The organism is Micromonospora sp. PRAS1, from assembly GCF_059553435.1.
Map to the genome: position 1 here is coordinate 49,982 of NZ_JCANNB010000033.1, position 12,426 is coordinate 62,407.

Sequence of the window (12,426 nt, forward strand, 5' to 3'; positions counted from 1 at the left end):
CGAGGCCGGGTCGAGCGTTCTCCTTACCCGGGGGACCGCCGCTATACCATCGCCGCCCTCACCGATGCCGGCTACGACGTCGCCGCCGCGCCCGCGCATGTGCGCTCCGTGTGCTCCTCGACCCGCTCACCCCGCCGACCGACGCGCCCTGATGCGCATCGCCGCCATGCTCAAGGTGCGGCCGGTCGACCTGGCCCCGGAGGCGGCCGGTCCGCAGTAGACGCGACCTCCGCACGGCATCGGGTCAGGCGGATGTCGTCGCGGTCGGGCGTGGGTGGGCGTACGCGGGATAGGTGAGGTAGCCGTCGTCGCCGCCGGTGTAGTAGGTGGCCTGGTCGGCGACCGCCAGCGGCAGGTCCGCCCGGAACCGGTCGACCAGGTCGGGGTTGGCGAGGTACGCGCGGCCGAGCGAGATCAGATCCGCCCCGTGGGCCAGCCAACGCTCGGCGTCGTCCCGGGTTGCCGCCACCGGGCTGTTCGCTGCCGAGGGGCTGACGATGAGCGTGCCGGGCCAGGCGCGGCGCAGTCCGAGCAGCACCTGCTCGTCGGTGCCGGCCAGGTGCACGTACGCCGGTCCGAGCGGGACGAGTTCGGCGAGCAGCGCGCCGTACACCTCGGCGATGTCGGTGTCGATGGCGTCGGCGATGCCCGCGCCGGGCGACAACCGCAACCCGACGCGGTGCGCGCCGATCGCGTCGATCGTGGCCGCGACCGCCTCCACGGCGAACCGGATACGCCCGGAGACGGAACCGCCGTAGCGGTCGGTGCGAAGGTTGGCGTTGCCGGAGAGGAACTGCCCGATCAGGTACCCGTTCGCGCCGTGCACCTCCACGCCGTCGAAGCCGGCCTGGACCGCGTGCCGCGCCGCCGCCGCGATGGACTCCACCTCACCCGGAACCTCGGCTGTCGACAGCGCACGCGGCGTCGGCACAAGCTGCGGTCCGCTCGGGGTGAACACGTATGTCTCGCGGGCGGCGACGGCGGAGGGCGCGACCGGCTGGTGGCCGGTCGTGTCCGGGTGGCTGATCCGACCCGCGTGCATGATCTGCGCGAAGATCCGGCCCCCGTTGGTGTGCACGGCGGAGGTGACCTGCCGCCAGGAGTCGACCTGCGCCGGGGTGTACAGCCCTGGCGTGAGCGGGTTGGACTGCCCGACCAGGTTGGGGTGGATGCCCTCGGTGATGATCAGGCCGGCGCTGGCCCGCTGTGCGTAGTACGTCGCCATCGACGCGGTCGCGAGCCCTGCACGGTCGGACCGCACTCGTGACATCGGGGCCATCACGAGCCGGTTGGGAAGCCGGAGGCGACCGAGAAGGACATTGTCGAAGAGTGATGCCATGCCCCCACCGTAGAATCTGACGTTGATGTGAGATGCAAGCCTTGTGTGATCCGGATCCGGCGCGAGCACTGCGGGAACTGCTTCGTACGCTCTGCGCGTACCAGTTGCGGGACCGTGGTTTCACCAGGGCGTACGTCGACGCGGTGGTCACCGGAGACGGGCTCGACCACGAGCGGCGGGAAACCGAACGGGTCATCGCCCGGCTACTGAAACGCGCGCAGGCGGCGGGCACCGTCCGCGCCGATCTGACCGTCGCCGACTTCCGGCTGCTGATCGCCGCCCACCACGGCGTCGTCCTGGCCGCCGGACCCAACGCCGTGGCGGACTCCCAGCGCCATCTCCCACTGATGCTGCGCTCGATCCAACCCTGAGGAAGTGGGTACGTGGCACCGGGGAACAAGCCCGGGTCCGGCGGCGCTGAAACTGTGATGATTGGCAACGGCCTGCGCGTGTCACTGCTGGACCGGTCCCGGACCCGCACCGGCGAGGCCGACTCCGAGGCGCTCAGGGGCACGGTCGGGCGTGCTGCCCAGGCCGAACGGCTCGGGTACGACCGGCTCTGGGTGGCCGAACATCACAGCGTCCCCGGTATCGCGGGCGCGGCCCCGGCGGTCTTGCTGGCCGCCGTCGCCGGTGCGACGACCACCATCCGGATCGGCTCGGCCGGGGTGATGCTGCCCCACCACCAGCCGCTCGTGGTGGCGGAGCAGTTCGCGACGCTGTCCGCCTTCGCCGCGGGCCGGGTCGACCTGGGGCTGGGCCGCTCGCCGGGGTTCACCGCGCCCGTGCGCCGTGCGCTGCGGCAGACCGACGGCGATTTCGCCGCGGACCTCGCCGAGCTGCGCCGGTTCCTCAACGGGACGGCAGAGATCACCCTGCACCCGCAGCCACAGGGAGCATTGCCGCTGTACGCGCTGGCCACCGGAAGTGGCCTGCCGATCGCGGCCGAGCTGGGCCTGCCGGTGATCGTGGGCGGCCCTCTCCTGGGAGTCGGCGGCGACCCGGAGCCCGGGTTGGCGGCCCTGGCCGGATACCGGCACGCCTTCCAACCCTCGCCGCAGCAACCGGAGCCGTGGGTGGCGGTCAGCCTCGACGTGCTGATCGCCGACACCGCCGCGGAGGCCGCCGACCTGCTGCTTCCTGAGGCACTGGCGATGGCTCAGAGCCGGACTACCGGCGTCTTCCCGCCGCTGGAGCCGGTGGAGGTGGCCCGGTCCGCTCCCCGTACCCTGCGCCAGCAGCAGTATCTTGAGCAGACAGCGGCGAGGGCGATCAGCGGCTCGCCGGCCCAGGTGGAACGTCAGCTCGCCGAGCTGCTCGACCGAACCGGGGCCGCCGAACTCGTCGCCGCCGGCAGCACCTTCGACCGGGCCGCCCTGGCCGTTTCGGATGCCGAGCTGGCCGCTCTGTTCGGGCGATAGGTCACTTTGACGTCCATGATCCTGTGCTCCGCGATGCGCGACCTCCGGAAATTCGGCTGAGAACGCGTCCAGGTGAACCGGTACGCGGTTGGACGCGCGGTTGTCGACCGCAGCGGGCCCGTGTGAGTCTGACGCCCGGCGAGGCACGTTCTCGGGGGACGCGGGGGAAGGCGTCGGCAATGGTGGTTTCGCATGACCGGGCAGAGAGCCGTACACCGCGTGTGCCAGCACCGCTGACTCTTGCGGAGTACGAGCTGCTCGCCCAAGAGCGGATGGAACCGGCTGTCTGGGATTTCGTCGCCGGGGGAGCGGGTGAGGAGCGTACGCTCGCAGCCAACCTGGCTGCCTTCCACGGGCTGCGGCTGGTGCCGAGGGTGCTGGCCGGTGCCGGTCAACCGGTGGTGGAGGCCCGGATCCTCGGCCGCACCTGGCGGGCGCCGGTCGCGGTGGCGCCGCTGGCGTACCACACGCTCGTTGATCCGGACGGCGAGGTCGCGATGGCGCGCGGCGCGGGCGGGATGCCGATCGTGGTCAGCACCTTCGCCGGGTGCACGTTCGAGGAGATCGCCGCCGCCGCGTCCGGTCCGCTGTGGCTTCAGTTGTACTGCTTCCGGGACAGAGCAGCCACCCGGCGGCTGATCGACCGGGCGGTGCGGAACGGTTTCGAGGCGCTGGTGTTGACAGTGGACGCTCCGCATCTCGGCCGGCGTCTGCGCGATCTGCGCAACGGGTTCCGGTTGCCGCCCGGCGTCGAGCCGGTCAACCTGGACCGCGACGACTTCGCCTCACCGAGCGGCCACGCGCTCGCCGCGTTCGACCCCGACCTGGATTGGTCGGTGCTGGACTGGCTGCGCGCGGTCAGCCCGCTGCCGATAGTCCTGAAGGGGATCCTCGCCGCCGCGGACGCCCGCCGGGCGATCGAGGCCGGGGCGGACGGCATCGTGGTTTCCAACCACGGCGGCCGGCAACTCGACGGCACCCCCGCCTCGGTCGACGTGCTTCCGGATGTCGCGGCGGCGGTCGATGGTGCCATCCCGGTGCTGTTCGACGGCGGCGTACGCCGCGGTGTCGACGTGCTGGCCGCCCTCGCGCTGGGAGCCGACGCGGTGTTGCTCGGCCGGCCGGTGCTGTACGGGCTCGCGGTCGGCGGGAAAGAAGGGGTGGCCCGCGTGCTCGACATCGTCGTTACCGAACTGGTGGACGCGATGCGCCTTGCCGGCGTCGGCTCGGTCGCGGCTACCCGGGAGCTGGCCGTGACATCCGCTGCGACCGGATCGCCGAGGACACCCAGCTGAGGCCGACCGAGAACGCCCTGTAGCGCCGGCTGCTCCTGCTCGACCTCGCCGCCCGCCTCGACCTGCCGGTGCTGGACTCACCAGCCGTACCGGCTGGTGAGTCCAGGCCCGCAACTGCCGATTCGGTGGGGCCGTTCGAGTGCGGCGCGTTTCCAGTTGTACGGGCAGGCACCGGCATTGCGCCCATCGCAGGGTTCTGTGAGGCTGGCCCGCGCCGAAGATTTCCACCGCAACGCCGTTCGGGGGAGGCCATATGGTGGCGCAGCGCATCGCGTTCGTCGAGCTGTACACACACGAGCAGAAGGCCGTCGTCGACTACCTCACCACCGCCCTCGGCTTCGCCGTGGCGGCGGAGTCGGAGGACGACGAGTCGGCGTCGGCGCTGCTGCGGCAGGGCCGGCTGCAACTGGTGGTGACGTCGGGTCCGCGGACCGCCGAGTTCGTCGACGCGCACGGCGACGGTATCGCCGACATCGCGTTCGAGTGCGCCGATGCCGGCGCGACCCGGGCCGCCGCGCTCGCCGCCGGCGCGGCCGATCTCGGCGTCCTGCACGGCAACCCGGTGGTCTCCGGCTTCGGGTCGGTCCGCCACACCCTGGTGGCTGCGGGCGACGGCACCGCGCTGCGGCCGCCCGCCGGCCGCGACTGGACGAGCCCGGACGCCGGGCCGGCCGCGGCGCCGGGCCGCTTCCAACTGCTCGACCACATCGCGATCTGCGTCGAGGCCGGTTCGCTGGATCGCTACGCCGACTTCTACACCGCAGCCTTCGGTCTCGGCCGGTACTCCTCCGAGTTCGTCGAGGTCGGCGGCAGCTCGATGGACTCGGTCGTCGTGCGCAGCGAGACGGGTGAGGCGACCTTCACCCTCGTGGCCCCCGGATCGGTGACCGGCAACGGGCAGCTTGACGCGTTCCTTTCCCGTAACGGCGGCCCCGGCGTGCAGCACCTGGCGCTGCTCGTGGACGACATCGTCGCGGCGGTCACCGAGGCAACGGGGCGGGGCGCGGCGTTCCTGCCGACGCCGGGCGCGTACTACGACGCGCTCGCCGAGCGCTTCCCCGAGATCCCCGAGCGGATCGACGCTCTGCGCGGGGCCAACGTGCTGGCCGACCGGGACGAGTGGGGGTACCTTCTGCAGCTGTTCACCCGGTCCCCGTACCCGCGCAACACGCTCTTCTACGAGTTCATCCAGCGCCGTGGGGCGCGCGGCTTCGGTAGCGCGAACATCAGGGCGCTCTACGAGGCCGTCGAGCGCGACCGGCTGGCGGCGCAGTGAGCGCCCCGCCCCGATCGGGGCCGCGGCCGGCTCAGCTGCGCGGCGCGGACCTGCACGCGAGCCTCTCCGAGCCGCTGCTGGACACCATGAACTTCCTCAACGAGGTCGCCTCGCGCCACCCGCAGGCGATCTCGTTCGCGCCCGGCCGACCGTACGACGGTTTCTTCGACATCGAGCAGATCTTCGAGCACCTGCGCCGCTACATGGCGCACCTCGAGAGCGAGGGGCGCACGCCGGAGCAGATCCGCAGCGCGCTGTACCAGTACGGCCCGGCGGCCGGCACCATCCGTGAGCTCATCGCCCGTTCGCTGCGGCTCGACGAGGGCATCGACGTGCCGCCGGAGTCCATCGTGGTCACCGTCGGCGCGCAGGAGGCGATGCTGCTGGCCGTGCGTGCGCTGATGGCGGGCCCGGCCGACGTGCTGCTGGTCGCCAGTCCGTGCTACATGGGCATCACCGGTGCCGCCCGGCTGCTCGACGTGGACGTGGTGCCGGTGCCCGAACGGCCCGGCGGGCTGGACCCGGCCGACGTCACCGACGTCGTCGAGGCGCAGGTCGCGTGCGGGCGGCGCCCACGGGCGCTGTACGTGATCCCGGACCACGCGAACCCGTCGGGCGTCACCATGCCCGTGGCGGCGCGGCGCGCGCTGCTGGAGGTGGCCGCGCGGCACGACATCCTGGTGCTCGAGGACAGCCCGTACCGGCTGGTCAGCCCGGGCCGGCCGATGCCGACGCTGAAGTCCCTCGACGCCGGGCGACGGGTCGTGCTCCTCGGCACCTTCGCGAAGACGATCTTCCCCGGCGCCCGGGTCGGGTACGTCGTCGCCGACCAGCCGGTCGACACCGGCGCCCTGCTCGCCGATGAGCTGGCCAAGATCAAGAGCATGGTCACGGTGAACACCTCCTCGCTCAGCCAGGCGGTCGTGGCCGGTGCCCTACTGGCCGGCGACGGCCAGCTCGGCGCCCTCAACGCCGACCTGACGGAGCACTACGGCGAGTCGATGCGGCAGATGCTGCAGCAACTGGAGCGGCGGCTGCCGGCCGCGCGCCGGGCCGAGCTCGGCGTGGCCTGGAACCGACCCGCTGGCGGTTTCTTCCTGGCGATGTCGGTGGCGTTCCGGGCCGACAACGCCGCCCTGGCCCGCTCGGCCGAGCAGTTCGGCGTGCTGTGGACGCCGATGTCGTACTTCCATCCGGGCGGCGGCGGCGAGCACAGCATCCGGCTGTCGACGAGCTACCTGTCGGCGGCCGAGATCGAGGACGGCACGGCGCGGCTGGCCCGGTTCCTCGCGGCCGAGACCTCCCGCTCGGCGCTGCAGGGCTGATCCCGCGATGCTTTCCGGCCGTCCGTCCCGGGCGGCCGACCACGACCCGCCTCGGGAAGGTGAACGCCCATGACGACTGTGGTGATCCGTCCGCGCAGCAAGCGGCGCATGTGGGGGTGGACATTCCGATGACCGCGACCCTCGACGACACGCAGCGGCATCCCGCGGCCCGGCCCTGGCCCGGCGCGGCCCCGGCCCACCCGCGCATCACCGGCGTCGGCACCGCCGTCACCGACCGCTCCTACACCCAGCAGGAAGTGCTCGACCTCTTCAAGATCACGGATCCGAAGGTGCGCTCCATCTTCACCAACAGCGGGATCGAACGACGGTACCTCACCGTGCCGCGCACCTCGGCCGGCACGCCCGTCGAGGAGTCGCAGGGCGCCTTGCTGCGCAAGCACCGGAGGGTCGCCGTCGACATGGGCGCTCGGGCGATCCGGGCGGCGCTCACCGACGCCGGCGTGACGCTGACCGCTGGCGACTACCTGTGCTGCGTGACCTCCACCGGCTTCCTCACGCCAGGACTGTCCGCGCTGCTCATCCGCGAACTGGGTCTCGACCCCGGCTGCCACCGCGTCGACATCGCCGGCATGGGCTGCAACGCCGGCCTCAACGCGCTCAACTCGACGGCCGCCTGGGCCCGGGCCAACCCCGGCCGGGTTGCCGTCATGCTCTGCACCGAGGCGTGCTCGGCTGCCTACGTCATCGACTCGACGCTGCGCACGGCGGTGGTCAACAGCCTGTTCGCCGACGGTGCCGCCGCGGTCGTCGTGACGGCACCGGACGGCGACGGCACCGCGCTCGGCCCGGGCGCGCCGCAGCTGCTGTCATTCGCCAGCCACATCGTCACCGACGCCTTCGACGCGATGCGCTACGACTGGGACGACACGCAGCACAAGTTCAGCTTCTTCCTCGACCCCGACATCCCGTACGTCGTGGGCGCGCACGCGGAACTGGTCGTCGACCGGCTGCTGTCGGGGGCCGGGCTGCGCCGCCGGGACGTGCAGCACTGGCTGGTGCACTCGGGCGGCAAGAAGGTCATCGACGCGGTCCGGATGAACCTGGGCCTGACCCGCCACGACCTGCGTCACACCACCGGCGTGCTGCGCGACCACGGCAACCTGTCCAGCGGCTCGTTTCTCTTCTCCTATCAGCGGCTGCTGCAGGAGAGCGCGGTGGCGCCCGGCGATTTCGGCGTGCTCATGACGATGGGGCCGGGCTCCACCCTCGAGACGGCGTTGGTCCAGTGGTGACGGCCCTGCGGTCGGCGGACGACGTGCTGGTGGCCCGGATCGACGGCGCCCGCAGTCTCTCCGCCGAGCCGATCGCCGAGATCTCGGCCGTCTGCGACCGGGCTGAGGACCACGACGGCGGCGCGCCGGTGGTGGTGCTGCGGCTCTCCGGCGCGCCGACCGGGCCGTGGCCGGCGGACCTTACGGTCAAGCTGGTGAGCCGGTGGGAGCAGGCCCTGCGTCGCCTGGAGCGGCTGGCCGCGCCGACGGTCGCGGTGGTCACCGGCGACTGTGGCGGGACCGCCCTGGACGCGTTGCTCGCCGCGGACCACCGCATCGCCGACGGATCGGCCCGCCTGGTGCTGCCCGTCCTCGACGGGATCGTCTGGCCCGGCATGACGCTGTACCGGCTGGCCCGCCAGGTGTCGCACGCCGGGGCCGTCCGGCAGATGGTGCTCTTCGGCGCCGCGCTCGACGTGCACGAGGCCCGCGCCTTGCACCTCGTGCACGAGGTCACCGACGACGTGCCGCGGACGCTGGCCACCGCGGTCGGCCGGGTCGCCGCCGTGTCCGGGTCCGAGCTGGCGGTGCGCCGCCAACTCGCCCTGGAGGCGCCGGCCGTCGCCTTCGAAGACGCCCTCGGCGTCCACCTGGCGGCCTGCGACCGGACCCTGCGCCGCGCCGCCCGGGCGCCGTCATGACCGCGTCGGCGGTCGCCTCGCCCGGCCCGGTGCCGGTCCCCGCCGATCTGCCCGCGGCCCGGCGCCAGATCGGCGCGGCTGCGGCGCGGGTCGCGGCCACGCTCGCCGGCCTCCCCGCCGCCGCCGAACGGTCGCCCGCCGAGCGCGTGGCGGCCGCATCGGCGCGCGAGACGGCCCATCGGGCGCGCGCCGGGTTCCTCGCCCGCCACGCCGGTGCCGTCTACGCCGAACTGACCGGCGGGCTCACCAGGCCGCTGCGCCTCGACGAGCTATGCGCGGCCGCGGCGACCGCATTTCCGGGGCTGGTGGCCGACCCCGCCGCGCGGGTCGCGGAGCGCGAGCGCACGCAGGGCGCCAAGGAGGGCGATGAGATCGCCGACGGCCTGCTGATCGGGGCCGTGCTGCGCCAGCCGGAGACGGGCCGTCACCTGCTCGCCGCGATGCTGCGGCCCACTCCCCGCGCGCTGCGCCTCCTCGAGGCGTACCGCAGCCTGGGCCGGGCCGACCTGGGCGCGGTCCGGCTGGAGCGACACGATGGGATCGCCCAGCTGACGCTGTGCCGGGGCGACAATCTCAACGCCGAGGACGCCGCCCAGGTCGACGACCTCGAGACCGCGGTGGATCTGGCGCTGCTCGACCCGGCGGTCGACGTCCTCGTGCTCCGGGGCGGCGAGATGACCCACCCGCGGTACCGGGGCCGGCGGGTCTTCTGCGCGGGCATCAACCTCAAAGCGCTGCACGCAGGCCGGATCGGGCTGGTGGACTTCATCCTCCGCCGCGAGCTGGGTTACCTGCACAAGCTCGTCCGCGGGCTAGGCGCCGAGGACGGCTGGCGGCCACCGGCCGGCAAACCGTGGATCGCCGTGGTCGACGGCTTCGCGATCGGCGGGGGAGCCCAGCTCCTGCTCGCCGCCGACCACGTCGTCGCGGCTGCGGACGCCTACGTCAGCCTGCCCGCGGCGCAGGAGGGCATCATCCCCGGCGTGGCACCCTTCCGGCTCACCCGCTCGGCCGGGGCCCGGGCCGCGCGCCAGCTGATTCTCCTCGGCCGCCGGATCCGGGCCACCGAGCCCGACGCCCGGCTGTTCCTCGACGAGGTGCACGAGAGCGGCCCCGCGCTCGACGCGGCCGTGCGGCGAGGGGCCGAGGCGCTGCGGGGCGCGGCGGTCGCGGCGAACCGGCGGATGCTGCTCGCCGCCGAGGAGCCGCTCGACGCCTTCCGCCGGTTCCTCGCCGACTTCGCCGTCGAGCAGGCGCTTCGGCTGCACAGCGACGACGTGGTGAGCAAGGTTGGCCGGTTCGGCGGCACCACGTGAACCAGGGCCGCCGGCGCAAGGTGCGCTACGAGAAGCGCGACCACGCCGCCTACGTGACGCTCGACCGGCCCGAGGTGCTCAACGCCATGGACCTCGACACCCACCGGGAACTCGGGGCCATCTGGGACGAGATCGACAGCGACGCCGACGTGCGGGCGGTCGTGCTCACCGGCGCCGGCGACCGCGCCTTCTCGGTGGGCCAGGACCTGCGCGAGCGGGCCCGGCTCGATGAGCAGGGCGCCCCGCCGACGACCTTCGGCAGCCGTGGTCTGCCCGGCTGGCCACGGCTCACCGAGCGCTTCGACTTCTCCAAGCCGATCGTGGCCCGGGTCAACGGCTACGCGCTCGGCGGCGGCTTCGAGCTCGCGCTGGCCTGCGACATCATCGTCGCCTCGGAGGACGCCGTGTTCGCGCTGCCGGAGGTGCTGCTGGGCCTGGTGCCCGGGGCCGGTGGCGTGTTCCGGTTGACCCGGCAGCTGCCGCTCCGCACGGCGATGGGCTACCTGCTGACCGGCCGGCGCCTGGACGCGCGCACCGCCCACAACCTCGGGCTGATCAACGACGTGGTGCCGGCGGACCAGCTCGACCAGTGCGTCGCCGGATGGGTCCAGGATCTGCTGCGGGCCGCGCCGCTCGCCGTGCGGGCCATCAAGGAAGCCGCCCGGTGCGGCCTGGAGATGCCGCTGGAGCAGGCGTTCAACACCCAGTTCGCCTGGGAGCGGCGGCGGATGGTCAGCCGCGATGCGGTGGAGGGCCCGCGGGCCTTCGCCGAGGGCCGTGATCCGGAGTGGCGCGGCCGCTGACGCGGCCACACCACCCCGGTCGGCGGTGCGGTCGGGCTACCAGCGCCATTCGCGCTGGTTGAACAGGTGCTCGGCGGTCACGCCCTGGTTGGAGCACCAGCCGAGAAACTCCTCGATCTGCTTGATCTGGTACGTGTCCTCGTTGTACGTCGTGGCCATCACGTGCCCCTGCCAACTCTCCTCGCCCATGGCGTACACGTAGGCCTCGTCCGCGTTGAGCTCGGTCATGATCGCCGCGGCCTGTTGGGCGTTGGAGCCGGAGAGCTTGCGCGAGTCGCTCATGCGCTTGGTGACGGGCCGGGTCAGCAGGCCCTGGTACAGCCACGTGAGCGGGGCACCGTCGCACTCCATGCCCAGAAACGCCATGTCGACGTGGCCGAGATGGGCGCGGACGTACCGGTAGAGCGCCGGATCGATGCCCGAGGAGTCGGCGCCGACGAAAGCGGTCGCGCCGCCGAGCTTCACGAAGTAGGTCGACTTCGCGCGGATGTCGAGGTCCGAGTGCTCGCCCAGGAACGGCGTCGCCACGACCACGCCCCCCGCGAACGGCACCTCGTCGAAGTCATCGACTTCGATCACCGTGAAGCCGAGCGCCTTGAGGTACAGCCCGATCGACGGGTCGCACAGGTTGCCGCGCGAGGAGCGGGGCACCACGACCGCACCGATGCGCGAGCGCAGCTGCAGCAGGGTCTCCAGCACGATGTGGTCCTGGTGGCCGTGCGTGATGAGCACGAGGTCGATGCGGTCGGGCAGGTCGTCCAGGGTGTACCGGTCGCCGTGGCGGTTGTCGGTGCTGATGAACGGGTCGGTCAGCACAGCGCCCTCCGGCGTCTGCAGCAGCAGGCAGGCATGGCCGAAGTACCGCACCCGGCCGCCCGTCTCGATGTGCCGGTCCGGGGCCGCGCTCGGGGCGTCGGTGAGCAGCCGCCGCAGCTGTTCGGTCTGCGCGTCGTCGAGTTCGAGCGCCTCCCGCAGCCGTGCCGTGGTGGTGGGCCTGATCCGCGCCGCGAACAGCTCGTCGAGGCCCGGATGACTGAACCGGATCGGCAGGTCCAGCACGTTCGGCGACGGCAGTCGCGGCGTGCTGAGGATGAACGGCCGCTCGGTCCCGTCATCCAGAGAGAGCTGCACCGACTGCCGGCTCGTGTCGTAGTACGGGCTGGTGTAGGCGAGCGGCTCGATGAAATGCATCGACGGCTGGTTGCTGGTGTCGTAGGCCAGCTCGACGAGCCCGTTGAGCGGGGCGGGAAGCTTGGGGTACAACGGGGTGAGGTCGAAACCCGTCGCGTTCTGCCGGAGCATGTCCTCGGCCTCGGCGACCGCGGCCGCGAAGGCCAACATGTCGGCCCGCTCCCGCTTGATGCCGTCGAGCAGCGCGGCGATCTCCATGCTGCGCGACTCCTCGATGTTGGCGAAGTAGCCGCCGCGCAGGGCGGGATTGACACTGGCCGCCAGGTGGACCTGCGGATTCTGCAGGTACGACTCGAGCAGCGGCACCTGGAGGTTCGCCAGGTTCATCGACGCCTGCACCGGCGCGACGATGTGCAGCCAGGCGTAGAACCGGTCGACCAGCGGCTCGATGATTACGTTGGAACGGAGGTACATCGGTTCGTCACTGATGCCCATCGTAGGCCCCCATTTCGCCGGATGGCACATGGAATCGAGGCATGGCAATGATATGAAGCCGCGAACAATGCGGCGCTGCCCACTATTGCAAG

The 12,426-nt window shown here is 72.3% G+C and carries 11 protein-coding genes; 9 read left to right on the forward strand and 2 right to left on the reverse strand.

Translation table 11 applies throughout. The annotated features are described in order from the left end of the window. Positions 1–244 precede the first annotated feature (244 nt). A complete protein-coding gene (locus AC507J_RS25180) occupies positions 245–1,339 on the reverse strand; it encodes an alkene reductase (RefSeq protein WP_496291674.1) in 1,095 nt (364 codons plus the stop codon). Positions 1,340–1,380: 41 nt separating this feature from the next. Here AC507J_RS25180 and AC507J_RS25185 point away from each other — a divergent pair, with 41 nt between their 5' ends. The 9 genes from AC507J_RS25185 to dpgD all read left to right on the forward strand — a co-directional run bounded on the left by AC507J_RS25185 (position 1,381) and on the right by dpgD (position 10,708). Then, positions 1,381–1,710 carry an SbtR family transcriptional regulator gene (locus tag AC507J_RS25185; protein WP_496291675.1) on the forward strand — a complete coding sequence of 110 codons (330 nt, stop codon included), beginning with the start codon at positions 1,381–1,383 and terminating at the stop codon, positions 1,708–1,710. Positions 1,711–1,767: 57 nt separating this feature from the next. Further along, positions 1,768–2,760 (forward strand): MsnO8 family LLM class oxidoreductase, encoded by a 993-nt coding sequence (locus tag AC507J_RS25190; RefSeq protein ID WP_496291676.1) that lies wholly within the window; start codon positions 1,768–1,770, stop codon positions 2,758–2,760. 221 nt (positions 2,761–2,981) lie between these two features. Then, on the forward strand, positions 2,982–4,055 hold the full coding sequence (locus AC507J_RS25195) for an alpha-hydroxy acid oxidase (RefSeq protein WP_496291677.1): 1,074 nt from the start codon (positions 2,982–2,984) through the stop codon (positions 4,053–4,055). A gap of 256 nt (positions 4,056–4,311) precedes the next feature. Next, positions 4,312–5,331, forward strand: a complete 1,020-nt coding sequence (gene hppD / locus AC507J_RS25200; protein WP_496291678.1) for a 4-hydroxyphenylpyruvate dioxygenase — start codon at positions 4,312–4,314, stop codon at positions 5,329–5,331. Then, on the forward strand, positions 5,328–6,656 hold the full coding sequence (locus AC507J_RS25205) for an aminotransferase-like domain-containing protein (RefSeq protein ID WP_496291679.1): 1,329 nt from the start codon (positions 5,328–5,330) through the stop codon (positions 6,654–6,656). Before hppD ends, AC507J_RS25205 begins: the two co-directional genes overlap by 4 nt. A 128-nt stretch (positions 6,657–6,784) precedes the next feature. After that, the gene (dpgA, locus tag AC507J_RS25210; RefSeq protein ID WP_496291680.1) at positions 6,785–7,909 is read left to right on the forward strand and encodes a 3,5-dihydroxyphenylacetyl-CoA synthase DpgA; all 1,125 of its coding nucleotides are present in this window, start codon (positions 6,785–6,787) and stop codon (positions 7,907–7,909) included. Beyond that, positions 7,906–8,589 (forward strand): enoyl-CoA-hydratase DpgB, encoded by a 684-nt coding sequence (gene dpgB / locus AC507J_RS25215; protein ID WP_496291681.1) that lies wholly within the window; start codon positions 7,906–7,908, stop codon positions 8,587–8,589. The genes dpgA and dpgB overlap by 4 nt, the downstream gene beginning before the upstream one ends. Beyond that, complete coding sequence (gene dpgC, locus AC507J_RS25220; RefSeq protein ID WP_496291682.1) at positions 8,586–9,905, forward strand: (3,5-dihydroxyphenyl)acetyl-CoA 1,2-dioxygenase DpgC; 1,320 nt, start codon at positions 8,586–8,588, stop codon at positions 9,903–9,905. Before dpgB ends, dpgC begins: the two co-directional genes overlap by 4 nt. Further along, complete coding sequence (gene dpgD / locus AC507J_RS25225; RefSeq protein ID WP_496291683.1) at positions 9,902–10,708, forward strand: enoyl-CoA-hydratase DpgD; 807 nt, start codon at positions 9,902–9,904, stop codon at positions 10,706–10,708. The genes dpgC and dpgD overlap by 4 nt, the downstream gene beginning before the upstream one ends. A gap of 36 nt (positions 10,709–10,744) precedes the next feature. Here dpgD and AC507J_RS25230 read toward each other — a convergent pair whose 3' ends face one another. After that, positions 10,745–12,334: an MBL fold metallo-hydrolase gene (locus AC507J_RS25230; RefSeq protein WP_496291684.1), complete on the reverse strand. Its 1,590-nt coding sequence runs from the start codon at positions 12,332–12,334 to the stop codon at positions 10,745–10,747. Positions 12,335–12,426: the final 92 nt, after the last annotated feature.

Bases quoted from the DNA above. Each gene is read 5' to 3' on its own strand.
- AC507J_RS25180 (WP_496291674.1), bottom strand. From the start codon at position 1,339: ATGGCATCACTCTTCGACAATGTCCTTCTCGGTCGCCTCCGGCTTCCC.
- AC507J_RS25190 (WP_496291676.1), top strand. From the start codon at position 1,768: ATGATTGGCAACGGCCTGCGCGTGTCACTGCTGGACCGGTCCCGGACC.
- dpgA (WP_496291680.1), top strand. From the start codon at position 6,785: ATGACCGCGACCCTCGACGACACGCAGCGGCATCCCGCGGCCCGGCCC.
- dpgC (WP_496291682.1), top strand. From the start codon at position 8,586: ATGACCGCGTCGGCGGTCGCCTCGCCCGGCCCGGTGCCGGTCCCCGCC.
- AC507J_RS25230 (WP_496291684.1), bottom strand. From the start codon at position 12,334: ATGGGCATCAGTGACGAACCGATGTACCTCCGTTCCAACGTAATCATC.